This is a genomic window from Sorangium sp. So ce1335 (assembly GCF_051521615.1).
Classification (GTDB): domain Bacteria; phylum Myxococcota_A; class Polyangia; order Polyangiales; family Polyangiaceae; genus Sorangium.
Window position 1 is genome coordinate 8824132 of the sequence record NZ_CP150363.1, and the last position, 19963, is coordinate 8844094.

Here is a 19963-nt window from a genome sequence, read left to right on the forward strand (position 1 = left end):
GCGATAAGTCTCGACCGCATGAAGCCCCACCTAGGCCACGAAAGGCTCGCCCTCGACACGCTCGCCATCCACGCCGGACAGCCGCCGGATCCGACGAGCGGCGCGGTGATGACCCCGATCGTCCTCGCGAGCACCTTCGCCCAGGAGCGGCCGGGCGACCACAAGGGGTTCGAGTACTCGCGGAGCGGCAACCCCACGCGCAAGGCGCTCGAGGCGTGCCTCGCCGCGCTCGAGGGAGGGCGCCACGGCTTCGCCTTCGGCAGCGGCTCCGCGGCGACCGCCACGCTCCTCCACACGCTCCGGCCCGGCGACCACGTGCTCTCGGGCGACGACGTCTACGGCGGCACCTTCCGGCTCTTCGACAAGGTCATGCGGCCGATGGGCATCGCCTCGACGGCGGTCGACATGAGCGACCTCGACGTCGTCCGCAAGGCCCTCACCCCGGCCACGCGGATGATCTGGATCGAGACCCCGACGAACCCGATGCTCAAGATCTTCGACATCGCCGGGCTCGCCGGGATCGCGCGCGCGCACGGGGCGCTCCTCGTCGTCGACAACACCTTCGCCACGCCGGTGCTCCAGCGGCCGCTCGACCTCGGCGCCCACGTCGTTGCGCACTCGACGACGAAGTACCTGAACGGGCACTCGGACGTCGTGGGCGGGGCGCTCATCACGTCGGAGGACGCGCTCGCCGAGCGGGTCGGCTTCCTGCAGAACGCGCTCGGCGCCGTCCCGAGCCCGTTCGACTGCTACATGGTGCTCCGCGGTATCAAGACGCTCGGCGTGCGCGTCCGCCAGCAGTGCGCGTCGGCCGCGCTCATCGCCGCCAAGCTCGCCGAGCACCCCGCCGTCCAGGCGGTCCACTACCCCGGCCTCCCCACGCACCCCGGCCACGCGCTCGCCGCGCGTCAGATGCGCGCGCCCGGCGCGATGATCTCGTTCGTCGTGCGCGGCGGCCTCCCCGTCGCGTCGCGGTTCCTCGAGCGGCTCGCGATCTTCTCCTGCGCGGAGAGCCTCGGCGGCGTGGAGTCGCTCGCCGAGCACCCCGCCATCATGACCCACGCCTCGGTGCCCGCGGCGGCGCGCGAGGCGCTCGGCATCGCCGACGGCCTGATCCGGCTCTCGGTCGGCCTCGAGGCGACCGAGGACCTCTGGGGCGACATCGCCCAGGCGTTCGCCTGACCGACGCGCGCGGCGTCGTCGCGCGCGGCCGCCGCTTGCGCCGCGCGGCCGCCGTTTGATCGCGGGCCCCGGAGTACGATAGAAGCGAAGTGCGGCCCAGGGCCGCCATCTACCACCGGAGCTCTCCATGCGACTCGCCCGCCTTGGCTTCGTGTCCGTGCTCGGCCTCCTCCCCCTGCTCGGCTTCGGCTGCAGCGATCCGGCGCCGCCCACCCCGCGCGGCGCGTACTTCATGAACTTCGCCGACCCGGGCGCCTCCTGCAACACGAGGGGGCACTCGGAGGCTCTCGGCGAGGTGTCCGCGTCCGACAGGGTCCGGGTGCTCGCCGACGGCGAGCAGGGCGCCGAGATCGACTGCTCCGTGAGCGGCTCGGGCACCTTCAAGGTCTCTGCCCGGGCGAGGAACAACACGGAGGTCACCGAGATCCGCGTCAACATCCCGAGCATCGGCCCCGAGGCGACCCAGGAGATGCCTGCCACCGGCAACATCAGCTTCTCCTCGGCGGAGACGGTCGGAAAGCCGTTCGTCTCGGACCCGGCGAACCCGTGCAAGTTCTGGTTCGTGCCCGAGAGCGAGCAGGGCGTCAGCCCCGGCGAGATCTGGGTGGTCTTCGAGTGCCCGGCCATGAAGGAGAGCCAGTACACCTGCGAGCTCAGGCGGGGCGCCCTGGCCTTCGACGGCTGCGGGAGCTGAGCCGACCGGGGCGCGAGACGCGAGGGGCGCAGCCGCGCGGCAGATCGCGCGCCCCCGCGCGGCGGCGCTCCTCGGAGCGCGACGCCGACGCCGCGGTCAGCGCTTCTCGGAGCGCGACGCCGACACCGCCGGGACGGTCGCTCGTTCGCCCGAGCTCACCTGCTGCGAGTCGGCCGACAGGCCGAGCGTCGCGCTGTCCGGGAGCCCGGCCTCGTCCTGCTCGTCGATCCGGATCACGAGCGCGGTGATGTTGTCCTCGCCGCCGTTCTCGTTCGCCTTGGCGATCAGGCGGCGGCACATCTCCGGCACCTCGTCGGTCGAGCTCACGATCTGGAGGATCTGGTCGTCCGAGAGCATCCCGCTCAGGCCGTCGGAGCAGAGCAGGTACACGTCGCCGGGCTGCGGCTCGTCGCTGATCAGGTCGACGGTGACGCTGTCGTTCATCCCGAGCGCGCGGGTGATGACGTTGCGCGGCAGCTCGGCCCGCTGCTCCTCGGTGAGCTCGGGCATCGCCATGATGTAGTCGTTGAACAGCGAGTGATCGCGCGTGAGCTGGTTGATCGAGCCCTTGCGGACGCGGTAGGCGCGGCTGTCGCCGACGTGGCCGACGTAGATGCGGTTCTTCTTCTTGGAGAAGAGCGCCCCGACGACCGTCGTGCCCATCCCGGCGCAGTCGCGGGACCGGATGCTGCGCTCGAAGATCTGGCGGTTCGCGACGCGGATGCCCGCCTGGAGCCGGTTCTCCTCCTCCGACAGGCTCGTGTCGAAGTGGAATGGCCAGGTGGCGTCCTCCCGCGACGTGGACCGGAAGAAGTCCGCGATCGACTCGGTCGCCAGCTTGCTGGCTACGTCCCCCGCGCGGTGGCCTCCCATGCCGTCCGCGACGATGAACAGGTCATACTCCGACAGGACGGCGTAGCTGTCCTCGTTGTGGTCGCGTTGGAGACCAACGTCCGTCATTCCTGAAGCGATCGCTCGCATAACCTCGGGAATCCTTGCGACGGCTCCGGGTCGGAGGCTTCGAACACCAACCGTTTCATGCTACCGAAAACCTGTCAAGCAGGGCCTCTCGCACCGTATTGGGCGTCTCGAGACGCCCGCTCGCCGACCTTCCTGATCCTACCGACTCGGACCGGGGGGACTGCAAGCGTCTTTTTCATTGGACGCTTCATTGTCGTCGCGGGCGCCGGCCGTCCCGACTCGGGACCACGCGCGATGCGGCACGCTCCGGCGCCGTCGCGGCGTCGCAGCATCCCGGCGCCACCGGCAGCCGCGGTCGCCTCGTGCTCCCCCCGCGCCCCTCGGCGCCCGTGCGCCCCCGCGCCCCCCCGGCGCCGGAGCCCGTCGCCGCGGCCCCGGCTCACACGTCCAGGATGTCCTTTTCCTTGTGCGCGATCACCGCGTCGACCTGCCGGGTGCCCTCGGCCACCACGTCCTCGACCTTCTTCTTGGCGCGATCGGCGTCGTCGCCGCTGACCTCGCCGTCCTTCTCGAGGGTCTCGATCATCTCGTTGGCGTCCCGGCGGTGTTTCCGGATGGCCACTTTACAGTCCTCTCCGTTCTTCTTGGTGAGCTTCACCATGTCCCGGCGCCGCTCCTCCGTCAGCGGCGGGATCGGCAGCCGGATGAGGTCCGCGTCCGTCTGGGGGTTCAAGCCGAGGTCGCTCTCCCGGATCGCCTTCTCGACCGCCTTCACCTGGTTCTTCTCCCAGGGCTTGATCGTGATGAGCCGCGGCTCCGGCACGGACACCGTGGCCATCTGCACGAGCGGCGTCGGCACGCCGTAGTAATCGACGCGGATGCCGTCGAGCATGGCCGCGTTCGCGCGCCCGGTGCGCACCTTCGCCAGGTCTCGCCGGAGAGCTTCGATGGCCTTGTCGATTCCTTCGCGCAGCTCCTTGATGACGTCCTCGAGCATGATCCGGCTTCCTCCGTGTGGGGCTCGCCCAGTCCGCCCTCATCGCGGGCGGGGGCGGAGCTTACCGCGTATTTCTGGGCCGGCGGAGAAATCGATCCACCCGGCGCGCCGGCCGGCGTCGCGCGTCGCGGTCGGAAGCACGCTCGCCCCCGGCCGGGCGCGGCGCAGCGCGCCGCCGCCGCGAGCGCCGCGCCGCCGCGCCGCCGCGCCGCCCACCCGTTCTGGGCCGGGACGGCGGCGCGGCGGCGCGATCGCGGGAGGCCGCGCGCCCGGCGCGGCGCTCGCGGCGCTCGCGGCGGCAGCGCGCTGCGCCGGACGCGCCACCTCCGCTGTCACGATCGCGCCGAGCTGTAGTAACTCTGGGAGGCAGGGCGACCCGATGCGCGATCTGGACTGGAGCAGCTTCGACGTCCTCGTCGTCGACGACGAGCAGGACAACCTCGATGCGTTCCGGTTCGCGTTCAGGAAGTCGTTCAGGCTCCATTACGCGCTCGGCGGCGCCGAGGCCCTCTCGCTGCTCGATCGGCTCGACCCCGCCGTGATCGTGGCCGACCAGCGGATGCCCGAGATGAGCGGTATCGAGTTCCTCAAGCAGGCGAAGGAGCGGCGGCCCGACGCGGCCGGCGTGCTGCTCACCGCCTACGCGGACATGACGGTGCTCATCGACGCGGTGAACTCGGGCGCGGTCGACCGGTACATCCAGAAGCCCTGGAACTCGAAGGAGCTCGCCGTCGTCCTCCGGCAGGCGATCTCCGGCTTCGCGACCCTCCGGGAGAACCGGCGGCTGCGCGAGCAGCTCGCGCACTACGCCGGCTACCTCGAGCGCGAGCAGCGCGACCCCATCGATTTCGGCGAGATCGCCGGCGAGAGCGAGGCCATGCGCGAGGTCTCCGCCCGGATCGGGGAGGTGGCGAAGGCGGCGACGCACGTGCTGATCGAGGGCGAGGAGGGGGCGGAGAAGGAGGTCGTCGCCCGGGCGATCCACGTGGGCTCCCCGCGGGAGGAGCAGCCGTTCGTGAAGGTGACGTGCGCCGCGTTCCGGGGCGACGCGCTCGAGCGCGAGCTGTTCGGCTGGCGGCGGGGCGCCTTCGACGGCGCCTACACCGAGCGCGCGGGCCGGCTCGAGCTCGCCCACCGGGGGACGATCTACCTCGACGAGCCGGCGCCGCTCGCGCCGTCGCTGCAGGCGCGGCTGCTCCGCGTGCTCACCGACGGCGAGGTCGAGCGGCTCGGGTCGACCGAGACCGTCCGCGTCGACGTGCGCGTCGTGCTGTCGCTGACGCCCGGCATCGAGGAGACCTGGGTGCGCGACGGCGTGCTGCCCGAGCTCGTCTCCCGGCTCTCGGTGTTCCCGCTGAGGCTGCCGCCGCTCCGCGAGCGGCGCGAGGACATCCGGGCGCTCGCCGAGCACTTCCTGCGCAAGTATGCGCGCCGCAACGCGCGCGCGGCCACCTCGCTCTCCGAGGAGGCGATCGCGAAGCTCACGGCGTACGCGTGGCCGGGGAACACGCGCGAGCTGGAGAACGTCGTCGAGCGCGCCGCCATCCTCTCGCGCGGCGACGTGATCCAGCCCGAGCACCTCGCGTTCACGGCGCGGCCGCAGCCGTCCGAGCCGCCCGCCCGCGCGCCGAGGCCCGCGCCGGCTGCGGGCGAGGCGGACGCGGCCGCGCGGGCGCCCGCCGGGCCGGCGTCGGCGCGGCCGAAGGTCGACCTGAGCTCCCAGCTCGACGACATCGAGCGGCGGGAGCTCCTCGCCGCCCTCGAGCGCTGCGGAGGGAACAAGGCCGAGGTCGCGCGGCAGTTCGGGATGCAGCGCACGACCCTCTATTACCGGCTGAAGCGGCTCGGCATCGACACGTGACGCGCTCGCGGCGCGCCGCGCGCGCGCCGCACGCCACCGGGCGCGCCGCGCGCCGCACGCCACCGGGCGCGCCGCGCGCCGCACCGCACGCCACCGGGCGCGCCGCGCGCCGCCTCGCCTGTCGACGCGGGGGGCGAGTTGCGGCAGATTGCGGCCGCATGCTGAAGGTCGGGGAGCGCGCGCCGGAGATCGACAAGGTGGCCATCGACGGCCAGCGCTTCGTGCTGTCCAAGCAGGGCGGGCTCTGCACGGTCGTGTACTTCTTCCCGAAGGCCTTCACGCCCGCGTGCACCGTCGAGGCCCAGCTCTTCCGCGACAACCACGCCGAGATCGCGCTCGCCGGGGCGAGCCTCGTCGGCATCAGCACCGACGACCAGAAGACGCAGTGCCGGTTCGCCGAGGCGCACAAGGTCCCTTATCCGATGATCGCCGACCGCGATCGCAGCGTCTGCCGCGCCTACGGCGTCCTCTGGCCGCTCATCGGCGTCGCCCGGCGGATCACGTACGTCGTCTCGCCCGCGATGGAGATCGCGGCGGTGTTCCACCACGAGTTCCAGGCCAGGAAGCACCGCGACGACGTTCTCTCGTTCATCGACGCCCGCTTCCGGGCCGCCCGCCCCCCCGCGGTCTGACCCGGAGCCCGCCGTGCCCTCCGCCTCCGCGCCCCCCGCCCCCGCGCGCCCCTCGACGGCGACGCCCCTCGACGGCGACGCCCTGCTCGAAGGAGCCGCGCCGCTGCCGCGCGCGTTCTACGCGCGCCCCCCGCTCGTCGTGGCGCGGGCGTGCATCGGCAAGGTGCTCGTCCACAGGTCGCCCGAGGGCATCGCCGCCGGCCGCATCGTCGAGACCGAGGCCTACCGCGGCCCGGAAGATCTCGCGGCCCACAGCGCCGGAGGCCGGCGGACAGTACGGACGGAGGTCATGTTTGGCCCGCCGGGCCATGCCTACATGTTTCTTCTCTACGGCATGCACTGGGCGTTCAACATCGTCGTGGCCTCGGAGGGCAAGCCGCACGCGGTGCTCGTCCGCGCCCTCGAGCCGGTGCTCGGGCTCCCGCTCATGAGCCGCCGGCGGGGGATCGCGCCCGGGCGGGTCGAGCTCACCAACGGGCCTGGGAAGCTGTGCCAGGCGCTGGGCCTCGACCGCGCCGCGTACGGGATGGATGTCTGCGGAGGCCCGATCTCGCTGCTCCCCGGCGCCGCGGGCCCCGTCGGCAGGTCGCCTCGCATCAACGTGGACTACGCAGGTGCGTGGGCGGAGAAGCCGTGGCGCTTCTACGAGCGCGGGAATCGCTACGTGTCCGTTCCGCCTCGCCATTGAGCGGGCGAGAGGCGACGGACACTCGAAGCGCTCGCGCCCGGGCCCGAGATCGCGCGACAATGGGCGTATGGGATTCTGGCCTTTCGGGGGGCGCGAACCTGCCAACGTCGAGAGCGTATCGCAGGTGGTGACGGCAGCCGCGCGCGGCGAGACCGTGACGGGAAAGTTAACGCTGTATTTCAAGGAGCCGCAGACGCAGAGCAGCGCGGATCGGGCCGCGGAGCGCTGCGCGCAGGTCGCCGGAAGCCTGCTGCGGGAGATCGGAGAGCGGGAGCCGCTCCCCGGCAGGGAGGCCGAGCTCGCCGCGGCGATCGCGGCCCGCGCGCCGCGCGGCGTCCCCGCGCTGCGCACGATCGAGCTCGCGCCGCTCCACGTGGTGAGCGACCGCACCACGCAGCCGCGGCGCGTGATGCCGAGCCCGTTGCCGGTGATCGTCCAGGAGCCGCCGCGGAGCGCGGGCGGGCGCGCTCCATCGAGCCGGCCGCCGCCGAGCGGCACCGGCTGGGGCGCGGCGCCCGCGAGCAGCCGCGGGCTGATGGCCGGCGCCGCGCCTGTCGGCCACGGCGCGCCGTCGAGCGTGCCCCCTCCCAAGAGCGTGCGGTCGCCGCCGAGCTCCGGTTCGCTCCGCCTGCGCGGCGCGGGTCCTGGCAACGGGCGCGGGTCGAGCCCCGGGCTCATCGGCTCGCCGCCCACGGTGATCGCGGCCGCGCTCGCGCCGTTGCTGCGCGACACGTCCGCGCGGCTGCTCATCGGTTGTCTGCGGGCCCACGAGCTGATCATCGTGCGCCGCGTCGCGATCGACCTCGGCGCGAGCGAGGTGATGGCGGCGCTCCTGCCGGTCTCGGAGGCGCCGCCGGGCGAGTTCGAGGCGAGCCGGGCCGCCGAGCTCTCCCGGTGGCACACGGCGCTCGGCTCGCCCGTGATCAGCCAGCTCCGCACGGAGTCGTGCGCGATCAGCGCGCAGAAGGCGTCGATGGCGCTGAGCACCGCGAACATCGCGCCCGGCGTCGTGGGGGAGCTCGTCGACGCGCTCTGCCGCACCGCCTTCCCGGGCCTCGCGCTGTCGAGCGCCCACGTCGCGCGCTATGCCGAGCAGGACCTCGGCGACACCGCGGCCGAGAGCGTGGCGCGCATCCTCCGCCACCCGAACTCGAAGCAGCTCCGGCTCGCGCTCAGCCCGCTGCTCGACGCCGTCCACAGCGACACGGACGCGATCTCCCGCCTCGCGAAGGCCTCGCTCGGCAGCGCGCCGTGACGCGCCACGCGCTCGCGGCGCGCCCGGCCGCGTTCCCTTCTCCGCTCGCCAGCGCTACAAGGCGCAGGTGCAACAGGGTGCCTCCGATGAGCGATCCTTCATCCATCTTTTCCAACATTTACGCAAATTCCTCACTTTCTCCAGATCGCTCTCCGGCTGTCTCCCCCTGCTCGTCGCGCAGCTCTGCGCGTGCGGGTCGGCCGAGCCCGCGGTCCAGCCGCCGGCGCGGCCCGGCGCGAAGGAGGCCGTCGTGAGCGCGGGCGGCGGGCGGGCCGGGGCGGCGGACGCGGAGCAGGCGCTCGCGGCGGTGTCGGCGCGCGTGCTCGAGGAGTACCTGCGGGACGAGCCGGTCCGGGCCACCGAGGCGGGGGACCACCGGTACGACGCCCTGTGGCCCGACGTCAGCGAGCAGGGCGAGGCGGCGCGGCGGCGCGCGCTCGAGGCCGCGCTGGCCGAGCTCATCGCGGTGCCGTCGGAGGCGCTCGGGCTCCAGAGCCGCGTCGACGCGGCGATGATCGAGAACCAGCTCCGCTCCGCGCTGTTCGCGATCGACGAGCTCCGCGAGGCGACGTGGAACCCGATGGTCTACACCGGCCTCGTCGGCGACGGGCTCGACCCGCTGATCACGCGCAGCTTCGCGCCGCTCGAGGAGCGCGCGCGGAGCCTCGCGGGCCGCCTCGCGGGCGTCCCGGCGCTGCTCCGGACCGCGAAGCAGCGCCTCACGGCGGCGCCGCCGCGGATCCACACCGAGACGGCGATCGCGCAGAACCAGGGGCTCATCGCGCTGTGCAAGGGCGACCTGCCGGCGCTGTCCGCGAAGGTCCCGGCGCAGAGGGCCGAGCTCGAGGCGGCCGCGAAGGCGGCGGCCGCGGCGCTCGAGGACTTCCAGGCGTTCCTCGAGAAGGACCTGCTCCCGAGGAGCAACGGCGATTTCCGGCTGGGCCGCGCGCGCTTCGAGAAGAAGCTGCGCTTCGCGCTGGACGACGCGACGATCGACATCGACGGGGTGGTCAAGGACGCCCGCGCCCTGCTCGCGCAGACGCACGCGGAGATGCTCGAGACCTCGAGGGAGCTCTGGCCGGCGCTCTTCGGCAAGCAGCCCTTCCCGAGGGCCGAGACGCAGGACGAGAAGATGGCGGCGATCCGGAGGGTCCTCGACGCGCTCGCGGCCGAGCGCCCGACGAACGCCTCCATCGTGAAGGAGTCGGAGCGGCTCCTCGCGGCGGCGACCGATTTCGTTCGCGAGCGCGATCTCGTGCGCCTCCCGGACGAGCCCTGCCGGGTGATCGAGATGCCGGAGTACCGCCGCGGCGTCGCGGTCGCCTACTGCGACGCGTCGGGCCCGCTCGAGGCGAAGCAGGAGACGTTCTTCGCGATCGCGCCGACGCCGGAGGACTGGCCCGATGCGCGCGTCGACTCGTTCTACCGCGAGTACAACAAGAGCATGCTCGCCGACCTCACCGTACACGAGGCGATGCCGGGCCACTTCCTGCAGCTCATGCACAATAACCGGTTCCCCTCGAAGGTCCGCGCGGTCTTCTCGAGCGGCCCGTTCGTCGAGGGGTGGGCGGTCTACACCGAGTGGCTGATGGCGCACCACGGCTTCGGCGGCCCGAGGGTGCGGATGCAGCGCCAGAAGATGGTGTTGCGCCTGTCGGCGAACGCGATCCTCGACCACGGGGTGCACGCGGGCGCGATGGACGAGAAGGAGGCGCTCGCGCTCATGACGAAGGAGGCGTTCCAGGAGGAGGGCGAGGCCATCGGCAAGTGGCGGCGCGCCCGGCTCACGAGCGCGCAGCTCACCACGTACTACCACGGCTTCACCGAGATGATGCGCCTGCGCGCCGAGCACCAGGGCAAGCCGGGCTTCACCGAGCGCGCCTACCACGACCGGCTGCTCAGCTACGGATCGCCGTCGGTGCGTCACCTCAAGGCGCTGCTGGCGGAGTAGCCTGCTCGGGGCACGCGACCAGAGCCGCGCGCCCCCGCACAGGAGACGGGTCCAGGATCGGCGTTCTCGGCGCGCAGGCGCACTCCTGTGCGCTGAGCACCGAGGACGTCGAGGTGGGCCCGTCTCCGAAGCGGGGGCGGTCGCCGGTCAGACGGGCGAGATCGAGCCGCCGAGCTCCACGAAGCGCGTCTTGGGGAACGCCTTCGCGCAGCTCTCGAGCTGCCAGTCGCCCTTGAAGAGCACGACCGCGTTGCCGTGCACGTCGAGGGCGCCGTAGCCGTAGAGGTTCGACTCGAGCTCGGCGAGGGGCACCGGCTCGCCCTCGACCCACCGGGCGATGCTGAACGAGAGCCGCTCGATGCGCGCCTCGACGCCGTACTCGGCCGAGAGGCGGTGCTTCACGACGTCGAACTGGAGCTCGCCGACGACGCCGAGGATCGCCTCGCCCTCGCGCCCCTCCGGCGGCCGGAAGAGCTGGACCGAGCCCTCCTGCGCGAGCTGCTCGAGGCCCTTCTTGAGCTGCTTGCGCTTCATGGGGTCGATCATGACGACGCGGCCGAACTGCTCCGGCGGGAACTGCGGCAGCGGGGCGTACTTCACGGGCGAGCCGCTGCACAGGGTGTCGCCGATGAGGAACAGCCCCGGGTCGAAGACGCCGATGATGTCGCCCGCGAAGCCGTCCTCCACGAGGGTGCGCTCCTGGGCCATGAACTGCACCGGGTTGGTGAGGCGGATGTCGCGGTCGAGGCGCACGTGGTGCACCTTCATGCCGCGCTCGTACTTGCCGGAGCAGACGCGGAGGAACGCGATCCGGTCGCGGTGGGCCCGGTCCATGTTCGCCTGGATCTTGAAGACGAACGCGGTGAAGCGCTCGTCGTCCGGGGCGATGGGGCCCTTGTCGCTGCCGCGCGGCGCGGGCGGGGGCATGAGCTCGATGAAGGCGTCGAGGAACTGCGGGAGGCCGAAGTTGGTGATGGCGCTGCCGAAGAACATCGGCGTGACCTCGCCGCGGGCGAGCTTGTCACGGTCGAGCGCGTCGCCGGCGGCGTCGATGAGCTCGATGTCCTCGCGGAGCTGGCGGGCGCCCTCCTCGTCGACGGCCTCGGCGAGCTCGGGGGCGTCGAGCGACACGACCTCCATCGGGGCGATCTCGGCGCCGTGGGCGACGAGCTCGAACAGGAACACCTGCTTGCGCTCGCGGTGGTACACGCCGCGGAATTTGCCGCCCGCGAAGATGGGCCAGGTGACCGGGTAAACGCCGATGCCGAGGACCTCCTCGACCTCGCCGATGAGCTCGAACGGGTCGCGGCCTGGGCGGTCGAGCTTGTTGACGAACGTGAAGATCGGCATCTGCCGGAGCTTGCACACCCGGAAGAGCTTCTTCGTCTGGGCCTCGACGCCCTTCGCGCAGTCGAGGATCATGATGGCGGCGTCGGTCGCCATCAGGGCGCGGTAGGTGTCCTCGCTGAAGTCGGCGTGGCCGGGGGTGTCGACGAGGCTCAGAAGGCGGCCCTTGTACGGAAACTGAAGGACGCTCGTGGAGATCGAGATGCCGCGCTCGCGCTCCATCTCCATCCAGTCGCTGACGGCGTGGGCCCGGGCCTTCTTCGCCTTGACGGCGCCGGCGAGCTGGATCGCGCCACCGTAGAGCAGGAGCTTCTCGGTGAGGGTGGTCTTGCCAGCGTCGGGATGGGAGATGATCGCGAACGTCTTGCGACGGGCAATCTCGCGGGTGAGCGTCGGGTCGGGCACAGCGGGCGGGCAGGATAGGAGCGGCGGGGGCTGCGTCAACCCATCCTCTTCCGGGGGGCTACGGCCGGCGCGGGAGGGGGTGGCTCGCGAGCGGGCGGGCGGGAGTCCCTCCACGAACTCGGGGTTTTTGGGCTACGGCCGGTACGGGAGGGGGTGGCTCGCGAGCGGGCGGGCGGGGGTCCCCCCACGAACTCGGGCCTTTTGGTGGGCTATTGCCGGATGAACGGGAGGACTCGGTCCGGGAGGAGGTGACTGCGATGCGGGCCGGCCCTCGGATTCGTGGGGCCCACCCCCGCCCGCCCGCTCGCGAGCCACCCCCTCCCGCACCGGCCCCTGCAGGAATCGATGACCGGCCCCCCGGGCAGGGATCGATGAGCGTCTCTCCGGGGAGGGAGGACCATCTCTCCGGGGATGGAGGAGCTTCGTTATTTCGCGGCGCGAAGGGAGAGGGTGACGGTGACGCCGACGGGGTCGGTGCTGGGGGTGCCGACGTGGCGGTTCTTCAGGAACTGACGGATGCAGCGCTGGGCGTCGGGCGTCACACCGCGGGCCTCGAGGATCTCAACCCCCTCGGCACGGCCACGGACACGGACCAGGAACTGGATCTTGATGCTGCCCGATGCGCCGGTGAGCCCGCCGTGATCGGCGACGCACTGCGCGAGCTCGGGGGAAACCTTCTCGATCCGCTTGGCCACGTTCGGGACGTCGCCGTTCATGAACTCGGGCTCCTTGACCTCCACGACGGGGGGTGGGGCCGAGACGACGGCGGCATCCGGGGAGCCGCCGTCGATGGGGCCGGCGTCGCCGCCGTCCGGGGGTGGAGCGCCGGCGTCGTCCGGAGGGGGCTCGGGCTGCGGGGGTGGCGGGAGCCAGCCAGCATCGGCCTCGCCCGGCTCGAGGCAGCGCACGAAGCCACGGTGCGGATCCTCCAGCGCGCCGTGCGGACACCGCGGAGCACCCGCGTCCTGCGCCGCCGTCACCCAGCCCTGGCCCGACGAATCCTGCGACGCGGGCGGCGCGCCGCCCTCGGCCACGGCGCTGACACACGCGCCGACGGCGCCCATCGACAGCGCCAGCGAAACCGCCCACGGACCCAGACGCCCACCTGCTGCTCTCCACCGCATCGCGCGCCTGTGATACTGCGGAACGGCCGCGCGTACAGGAGAAACCGCAGCGCCGATGCCCCCCTGGAACCTAGAGGGCGACATGGGCGAGCGACCCCGCCGATGCGTCCCAGAGGGCGCGCGCCCGCGAGAGCACCTCGGCATGGGCCGCGCTCCCCTCCGCCGGTCCCGTCACGGAGACCTCGCCGCCCGCCCCGAGCTCCACCCGCTCGACCCCCGCGCCCGGGAACTCCCCCCGGAGCTCACGCGTCATCCGCTCCGCGATGCGCTCGAGGACCCGCGAGAGACGCTCGGGCGTGATGTCACGGAACACGAGCACCTGCGGCAGCTTGAGCTCCGAGACGAGCCGCGCCCTGTCGGACAACCCCCGCTCGCCCAGCCGCCGCTCCACGAGCGCCGCGAAGACGCTCCCGTACGCCCGATCGACCTGCTCCCGCCGGAACCCCTCGTCGATCGCCGACCCGAGCCGCGTCTCCAGCTGCGCCACGCCGTTCAGCCCGTTGGCGAAGCGCCCCTCGTTCTGCGCGAAGTACTCGCCGCGCGCGCGCAGATCGCTCGCCAGCGACGCGAAGTGCTCGCCCATCGTGGAGAGGGCGCGCAGCACCAGATCGGTGAACCGGAGCTCCTCGCGGATCCAGCCGACGTCCGTCACACGATCGGCCATGAACGGCCAGAGGACGAGGTTGTAGTAGTTGTTGAAGTCGAGCAGGTACTTCAGCCGGTAGAGCTCGAAGCTGCCGAACACCGGGTACATGCGCTCGTAGAGCCGGAGCGTGCTGTCGTACTTGAATCGATAGTACGCGTCGTACGCCGCGACCTTCTCCTCGAACCCCGACCGGTCGCCGGACACGTCGGAGAGGATCATCTGCGTGATGAACTCGTTCGACGTCGCGATGAAGTCCGAACCCGGGCTGTAGAACGGGTCGGTGAACGCGCCCGCCTCGCCGGTGACGGCGTAACGGTCGGTCGAGAAATACTGCTCCGCGTGGTACGGCAGGTGCGCGTAGCTCTGGAAGTCCTCGAGCTCCGCCCCCTCGAGCAGCTCGCGCGCGAAGCGGTGGGCGCCCAGGAACCGCTCGAAGTCCGCGCGCGTGCGCGGCCCGGGGAGCGCCGCGCCAGAGCCCTCGCCGATCCGGTCCTTGTCGAACACGACCCCCACGCTCATCAGCGCGGGTCGGGGATCCGCGTTCGCGGTCCCCTCCAGATCCCCGGCGAGCGGGATGAACCAGATCCAGTACCCGTCGTACATGAAGTGGTTCGTCGACAGGTGGCGCGCCGTGTACCGCGCGCGCGACCGCCACGCGACGTCGGTGACCGCATCGAGCCCCGCGACGCCGCGGTAGCGACCCCACGCGGCCGCCGTGTTGAGCCGCGTCTCCTTGTGCACCTTCACGCCGAGCTTGCGGAAGAGCACGTGCCGCCGGCCCGAGGCGTCGCACACCCAGCGGCACGCGACCTCGCGCCGCTCGCCGCCCTGCTCGTACACGACCCGGTGCCGCCCGCGCCCGTCGATCGCGACGTCGACGACCTTGGCGCCGAGCTCGACCTCGGCGCCCGCGGCGCGGTTCATGGTCACGAGATCGCGCTCGAGCCGCGCGCGCTCGAGCTGGAAGCTCGGGTGGAACGGCATGTGGTCGGAGCCGATCTCGCTCATCCGGGGGAGCGGGAGATCCTTGCCCGGAGCGTCGAAGAAGAAGCGGAGCCCGTTCTTGGGGAGCTGGTGCTGGTAGAGGTACGTGCCGAGGTTCAGCCGGCGGACCATGTAGTTGGCCGCGACCTCGACCGTGCTCTCGCCGACCTTGTAGTCCTCCATCGCCGCGGCGGCCTCGAGCACGAGGACCCCGAGATCGGGGCACGCGAGGCGGAGCTGCCGCGCGAGGAGGCCGCCGGCGATGCCGCTGCCGATGATGACGACGTCGAAGGTGCGCATGACGCCGGCCCTTATACCCCGCCCGCGGCCGCCGGCGCGGGCTCCCCGAGCAGCTCGGCGCGGAGCGCGCCCGGCATCGCGGCGGCCTCGTCCGGGCGGAGCAGCCCGTCGCCGTGGACGATCGACGCGGAGAGCCGCCCGCCGAAGCGGCTGAAGATGACCTGGAAGCCCGGCGGCGTGACGACCGCGGGCAGCGGGTACGCCGCGCGCACAGGCAGGCCCGCGAACCGCTCCACCGTCAGCGCGCCGGGGTTCGAGACGATCAGCGACGCGAGCTCGCCCTGGAACGGCTGGTCGCCGAGCCAGCGGTAGACCGGCCCGGGGAGCCAGCGCGCCAGGTCGAGCGCGGCGACCATCGCGAGGTCGAGCCTGTCGCGCACCATGGCGCGCTGCTGCTCGGCAAGGCGGGCCACCGCGCGGGCGTCGTCGTGGAGCTCGTCGCGGCCGAGCGAGAGGAGGACCATCGTGAGGTGGTTACCGAAGAACCGCCGCGAGCCGGCCTTCGGGTCGAGCGAGAGCGGCAGCGGGACGACGTGGTGCGGCGGGGCGAAGCCGCGGGCCACGAGCACCCTGTCGGCGAGCCGCGCCGCCGCGATCAGCATGAGGCTCGTCTCGGCGAGCTTCGCGCGCTTCCGCACCCGGACGTCGAAGGCGCGGGTCTCCTCCGCCGAGAGCGTGAGCCGGTGGACGCGCGAGACAGCGGCGCGCGCGCCGGTCCTGTCGCTCGCGCACGCCCGCGCGAGCGACAGGATCGGCGCGCGGCCGAGCGCCAGCACGTGCGCCTTGTAGGCGCTCGCCAGGGCGAGGCGCTCGTCGCGGCTCAGCGGGGCCAGCAGGCGCTCCGGGGTGTCGTGCCGCTCCTGCCGAAGGGGCGGGTCGTCCGGCGCATCGCCGCTGCCGGAGCCGAGCCAGGCGACGAGCCGGTCGGCGCCCTTGCCGTCCGTCAGCGCGTGGAAGTGGCGGAACACGACCGTGTCGCCCTCCCCCGCCGCGCGCACGACGTCGAGCGCCCACGGCCGCTCCCCGGACGTCCGGTCGGCGAGCAGCGCCTCGATGCGCGCGGCGCGCTCGCGCTCGCCGGCGACCTCGTGCAGGCGCGGCGCGGGGGCGCGCCCGTGGTGATCGACGACCCAGCGGGGCCGCCCCGCCCGGCCGAGCACGCTGCTGTCGAGCCGGAAGCGGAGCTCGGGCATCACCCGGGTCGCGCGCTCGAGCCGCGCCGCGAGCCGGGCCATGTCGAGGCGGCCGTCGAGCTCGAGCACGACGAGGCAGTGGTTGCCAGCCTGGCCGCGCGATCGCATGGCGCGATCGTTCATGAGGTGGAAGAAGTCGATCCCCCCGAGCAGAACAGGCGATGTCATGGTCTCCGCGGGCGCCGCCGTCGGGTGGAGCCGCGCGCGACCGTAGCAGCCAGACCGGCCGCGCGACCAGCGCCCGCGAGCGCAGGACCGGCCCTCTCGCCCCGCGGCCACGCTTTCCCGCGCGCGGCGGCGTGCCGCCCGATTCATGTGTAATTTCAGTTACATACGTCGCGCCGCCGCGCGCCCGCCCGCCGCGCAAGAAAACGTAAGTATCCGGGTTGTGGATACAGCGTCCGGTATATATTCCGCGCGTGAATCTCTCGGCGATCGACGTCAACCTGGTCGTCGCGCTCGACGCCTTGCTCCAGGAGCGCAGCGTGACCCTCGCGGCGCGCCGGGTCGGCCTCAGCCAGCCGGCCATGAGCCACGCGCTGACGCGGCTGCGCGAGCTCTTCTCCGACCCGCTGCTCGTCCGGGTCGGCCGGCAGATGGCGCTCACCTCGCGCGCCGAGGCGATGACCCCGCAGGTCGCGGCGATCATGCACGATCTCGCGGGCCTCTTCGGCGGGACGGCGCCGGCCTTCGATCCCGCGACGAGCGACCGCGCCTTCCGGATCGCCACGACCGAGTACGTGGAGATCCTCCTCTTGCCGCAGCTCAACGCGGCGCTCGCGCAGGGCGGGCCGAGGCTCGCGCTGCACCTGCTCCCCCTCGACGGCCGCGCCGTGGAGGCGCTCCGGAGCGGCGAGATCGACCTCGCGATCGGCGTCTTCCCGCCGGACAGCCTCCCCTCCGATCTGCGCCGCGCGCCGCTCTTCGACGATCGCTTCGCCGGGCTCGCGCGCGCGAGCCACCCGACGGCGCGGGGGCTCGTCGACGCGGCGACCTACGCCGCCCTCGGGCACGTCGTCGCTTCACGGAACGCCGCGCACGGCCCGCACGAGGGCGTCGCGGACGACCTCATCGCGGCGCGCGGCGTCTCGCGCCGCGAGGTCATGGTCGTGCCGAACGTGTTCCTCCTGCCGCACGTCGTCACGGCGTCGGACCTCGTGGCCACCGTGGCCGCGCGCCTCGGCCGGGCGTTCTCGAGCGTGCTGCCGCTCCGCACCTTCGATCTGCCGTTCGAGCTGCCGCCCATCGAGATCGCCATGGCGTGGAACGGACGCACAGAGCACGACCCGGCGCGCGCGTGGCTGCGCGGCGTCGTGACGGAGGCCGTCCCGCGCACGCGCGAGGCGGTCCGGCGCAAGCGCGTCTAGGGCGCGCGGCGCGCCGCCGACCGCGGCGCGCCGCCGACCGCGGCGCGCTACCGGCCGAGCGCCTCGGCGCGGTTCACGATCCGCGGCGTCAGGAAGATGACGAGCTCGCTCCGCGTGTCGCTCGCGCGGCGCCGCTGGAAGAGCAGGCCGAGGATGGGGATGTCCCCGAAGAACGGCACCTGATCGAGGTTCCGGCCGGTGTTGCGGGTGAAGATCCCGCCGATGACGGCCGTGTGCCCGTCCATGATGAGGAGGTCGGTCTCGGCCTCGCGCTTCAGGATGGTCGGGTCGCCGCGGGCCGAGGTCTGGTTGTAGTCGGGCTCGTCGCGGTTGATCTTCACGTGCATCGCGACGCTGCCGTCCGACGTGACGTGCGGCTTCACGAGGAGCTGGAGCTTGGCCTCCTGGAAGGTCGTCTGCACACCCTGGGCGCTGAGCTGCGAGAACGGGATCAGCGTGCCCTGGGTGATCCGCGCCTCGCGGTTGTCCAGCGTGAGGATGCGCGGGCTCGAGATGATCCGCAGCATGCCGCTCGTCTCGGCCGCCGACAGCCGGACGCCGAGGTTGACGGTGTTGTTGATCGAGCCGAGCGTGAAGCCGAGCGCGCCGCCCTGCCCGGCGCCGACGAAGGCCGGCAGGTTCACCGCGAAGTTCGGGTTCGCGACCTGGTTCGTGAACGGCGAGAGGCCGCCGGTCGGCGTGTTCGAGTCGGTCGCGCCGCCGGCGATGCCGATCGCCGAGGGGAACACGAGCCCCGTCGGGTTGCCGGTCGCCGCGCTGAACGTCCCGTCGCCGCCCCACTGGATGCCGATGTCGCGCGTGTAGCGGCTCGTCGCCTCCACCACGCGCGCCTCGATCAGGACCTGCGGCGTCTGCGTGTCGAGCGACCGGACCAGCTCCTCGATCTGGTTCAGGTTGCCCGCGACGTCGCGCGCGATGAGCACGTTGGTGCGCTCGTCGACCGCGAGCGAGCCGCGCGGCGACAGCATGTCCTTCGAGCGCTCCTGGAGATCCCGCGCGTCCGCGTAGTTGATCGGGATGAGCCGCGTCTCGATCGGCGCGAGCTGGAGCTCGCTCTTGCGCCGCGCGATCGCGAGCTCCCGCTCCTTGTTGAGGTCGGCGATCGGCGCGACGCGGATCATGTTGCCCTGCCGGACCATGCCGAGGCCCTTCGCCTGGAGCACCGTCTCGAGCGCCTGGTCCCACGGGACGTTGCGCATCCGGATGGTGACCGTCCCGCTCACGTTGTCGGCGGTCACGATGTTGACCCGCCCGACGTCGGAGATCAGCCGGAGGACGTTGTGGATGTCCGCGTCCTTCAGGTCGAGGTCGATGCGCCGCCCCGTGAACCGCCGCTGCTGCCCGGCGATCGCGGGCGTGAAGGCGCCCGCCTGGTCCGGCTCGACGAGCGACTCCTGGCTGCTCGCCGCCAGGTCGAACGACGTCTCGACCCTCGGCGCGCCGTCGTCGAGCGCCTCCTCGCGCGCGATCGTGCGCGTCCGCCGCGTCGCGCGCCCGTCGGCGCCGATCCCCGAGACGCTCGAGGGGAGCGCCCCCCGCGCGACGCTGAGCACGAGCGCGTTGCCCTCGCGCGCGACGGCGCCCGCCGCGCCCTCGACCTGCTCGACCTCGACGACGACCTTCGAGCCGTCGCTGTTGCGACGGAACGTCGAGATCGCCCGCACCGGGCCGCCGAAGGCGCCGACGTCGAGCGTGCGCTGGAGCGCGTCCGGGAGCCGCACCCCGTGCAGCTCGATGACGCGGCGGCCGCCCTTGCCGGTCGACTCGCGGTAGCTCGGGATGGCCGAGAGCTCGATGATGACCCGATCGACCGTCGCCTGGTGCTCGAAGCGCACGTCGGTGACCGCCGCCGGCTCGCGCGCCGGCGCCGCCGCCGCCGCGGCGGCCGGGGCCCGCGCCGCCATGGGCGCCGTCGCGTCGGCGGCGGCGAGCTCGACGACGAGCGCGCCCTGCTCGGCGCGGATCCGGTAGGCCGCCGGGCGCGCGAGCTGCACGAGCACGCGCGTCGTGCGCTGGGCGCCCTTGCCGAACCCCTGCGTCATCACCCCCGCCACGATCGCGTTGCCGTCCGTGATCGCGCCGGGCGCCCCGCCCATCTCGGCGCCCTCGAGATCGATGAGGAGCCGCTTGCCGCCGTCCGCGACCCGCGCCGAGAAGCGCGGCGCGCCGCTCGTCGCGACGACGACCTCGGCCCTGTCGTCCGCCGGCGCCGCGAGCCTGACGTCGCTGACCCTGATCGGGGCGGCGGCGCCTGCGTCCCCCGCAGGAGCGCCGAGGCTCAACAGCACCCCGAGCACCGCAGCACGGCGAAGCGCGCCCCGCTTCGGGCGATAGTCTCGATTGCTCTTCATTGCACTCCCGCTTCGCGGTGACGCGAGGTCGCGTCACGCTGCCG

At 72.7% G+C, this 19963-nt stretch carries 15 protein-coding genes; 8 read left to right on the forward strand and 7 right to left on the reverse strand.

Annotated features, from left to right (window positions below; translation table 11 throughout):
• Positions 1–18 precede the first annotated feature (18 nt).
• Positions 19–1182, forward strand: a complete 1164-nt coding sequence (locus tag WMF24_RS32635; RefSeq protein WP_437731337.1) for a cystathionine gamma-synthase — start codon at positions 19–21, stop codon at positions 1180–1182.
• 127 nt (positions 1183–1309) lie between these two features.
• Complete coding sequence (locus tag WMF24_RS32640; RefSeq protein WP_437731338.1) at positions 1310–1876, forward strand: hypothetical protein; 567 nt, start codon at positions 1310–1312, stop codon at positions 1874–1876.
• A gap of 96 nt (positions 1877–1972) precedes the next feature.
• Here WMF24_RS32640 and WMF24_RS32645 read toward each other — a convergent pair whose 3' ends face one another.
• Both WMF24_RS32645 and frr read right to left on the reverse strand, forming a co-directional pair.
• On the reverse strand, positions 1973–2836 hold the full coding sequence (locus WMF24_RS32645) for a Stp1/IreP family PP2C-type Ser/Thr phosphatase (protein ID WP_437731339.1): 864 nt from the start codon (positions 2834–2836) through the stop codon (positions 1973–1975).
• Between the two features lie 400 nt (positions 2837–3236).
• The gene (gene frr, locus WMF24_RS32650; protein WP_437731340.1) at positions 3237–3794 is read right to left on the reverse strand and encodes a ribosome recycling factor; all 558 of its coding nucleotides are present in this window, start codon (positions 3792–3794) and stop codon (positions 3237–3239) included.
• A 379-nt stretch (positions 3795–4173) separates the two neighbouring features.
• On the opposite strand from frr, the gene WMF24_RS32655 reads away from it, so the two are divergent.
• From WMF24_RS32655 to WMF24_RS32675, 5 genes are all read left to right on the forward strand, one after another.
• Positions 4174–5655: a sigma-54-dependent transcriptional regulator gene (locus WMF24_RS32655; RefSeq protein WP_437731341.1), complete on the forward strand. Its 1482-nt coding sequence runs from the start codon at positions 4174–4176 to the stop codon at positions 5653–5655.
• Between the two features lie 158 nt (positions 5656–5813).
• Positions 5814–6287, forward strand: coding sequence for a peroxiredoxin (locus WMF24_RS32660; protein WP_437731342.1), 474 nt, complete (start codon positions 5814–5816; stop codon positions 6285–6287).
• A gap of 13 nt (positions 6288–6300) precedes the next feature.
• Entirely contained in the window at positions 6301–6975 is a 675-nt protein-coding gene (locus tag WMF24_RS32665; RefSeq protein WP_437731343.1) for a DNA-3-methyladenine glycosylase, read from the forward strand.
• A gap of 67 nt (positions 6976–7042) precedes the next feature.
• Positions 7043–8230, forward strand: a complete 1188-nt coding sequence (locus WMF24_RS32670) for a hypothetical protein (RefSeq protein ID WP_437731344.1) — start codon at positions 7043–7045, stop codon at positions 8228–8230.
• A 250-nt stretch (positions 8231–8480) separates the two neighbouring features.
• Entirely contained in the window at positions 8481–10181 is a 1701-nt protein-coding gene (locus WMF24_RS32675) for a DUF885 domain-containing protein (RefSeq protein WP_437731345.1), read from the forward strand.
• A 147-nt stretch (positions 10182–10328) separates the two neighbouring features.
• Here WMF24_RS32675 and WMF24_RS32680 read toward each other — a convergent pair whose 3' ends face one another.
• From WMF24_RS32680 to WMF24_RS32695, 4 genes are all read right to left on the reverse strand, one after another.
• Complete coding sequence (locus tag WMF24_RS32680) at positions 10329–11933, reverse strand: peptide chain release factor 3 (RefSeq protein ID WP_437738882.1); 1605 nt, start codon at positions 11931–11933, stop codon at positions 10329–10331.
• A 425-nt stretch (positions 11934–12358) separates the two neighbouring features.
• On the reverse strand, positions 12359–12997 hold the full coding sequence (locus WMF24_RS32685; protein ID WP_437731346.1) for a hypothetical protein: 639 nt from the start codon (positions 12995–12997) through the stop codon (positions 12359–12361).
• Between the two features lie 130 nt (positions 12998–13127).
• A complete protein-coding gene (locus WMF24_RS32690; protein ID WP_437731347.1) occupies positions 13128–14987 on the reverse strand; it encodes an NAD(P)/FAD-dependent oxidoreductase in 1860 nt (619 codons plus the stop codon).
• Positions 14988–14998: 11 nt separating this feature from the next.
• Complete coding sequence (locus tag WMF24_RS32695) at positions 14999–16348, reverse strand: hypothetical protein (protein WP_437731348.1); 1350 nt, start codon at positions 16346–16348, stop codon at positions 14999–15001.
• Between the two features lie 251 nt (positions 16349–16599).
• Between WMF24_RS32695 and WMF24_RS32700 the strand changes: the two genes are divergently transcribed.
• Positions 16600–17547, forward strand: a complete 948-nt coding sequence (locus tag WMF24_RS32700) for a LysR family transcriptional regulator (protein ID WP_437731349.1) — start codon at positions 16600–16602, stop codon at positions 17545–17547.
• Positions 17548–17594: 47 nt separating this feature from the next.
• Here the strand turns inward: WMF24_RS32700 and pilQ are convergent, their stop codons facing one another.
• Positions 17595–19919, reverse strand: a complete 2325-nt coding sequence (gene pilQ, locus WMF24_RS32705; protein ID WP_437731350.1) for a type IV pilus secretin PilQ — start codon at positions 19917–19919, stop codon at positions 17595–17597.
• Positions 19920–19963: the final 44 nt, after the last annotated feature.

Coding starts and splice junctions, on each gene's coding strand:
- pilQ (WP_437731350.1), bottom strand. CDS start 19,919: ATGAAGAGCAATCGAGACTATCGCCCGAAGCGGGGCGCGCTTCGCCGT.
- WMF24_RS32635 (WP_437731337.1), top strand. CDS start 19: ATGAAGCCCCACCTAGGCCACGAAAGGCTCGCCCTCGACACGCTCGCC.
- WMF24_RS32685 (WP_437731346.1), bottom strand. CDS start 12,997: ATGGGCGCCGTCGGCGCGTGTGTCAGCGCCGTGGCCGAGGGCGGCGCG.
- WMF24_RS32660 (WP_437731342.1), top strand. CDS start 5,814: ATGCTGAAGGTCGGGGAGCGCGCGCCGGAGATCGACAAGGTGGCCATC.
- WMF24_RS32640 (WP_437731338.1), top strand. CDS start 1,310: ATGCGACTCGCCCGCCTTGGCTTCGTGTCCGTGCTCGGCCTCCTCCCC.
- WMF24_RS32670 (WP_437731344.1), top strand. CDS start 7,043: ATGGGATTCTGGCCTTTCGGGGGGCGCGAACCTGCCAACGTCGAGAGC.
- WMF24_RS32655 (WP_437731341.1), top strand. CDS start 4,174: ATGCGCGATCTGGACTGGAGCAGCTTCGACGTCCTCGTCGTCGACGAC.
- WMF24_RS32690 (WP_437731347.1), bottom strand. CDS start 14,987: ATGCGCACCTTCGACGTCGTCATCATCGGCAGCGGCATCGCCGGCGGC.
- WMF24_RS32645 (WP_437731339.1), bottom strand. CDS start 2,836: ATGACGGACGTTGGTCTCCAACGCGACCACAACGAGGACAGCTACGCC.
- WMF24_RS32695 (WP_437731348.1), bottom strand. CDS start 16,348: ATGACATCGCCTGTTCTGCTCGGGGGGATCGACTTCTTCCACCTCATG.
- frr (WP_437731340.1), bottom strand. CDS start 3,794: ATGCTCGAGGACGTCATCAAGGAGCTGCGCGAAGGAATCGACAAGGCC.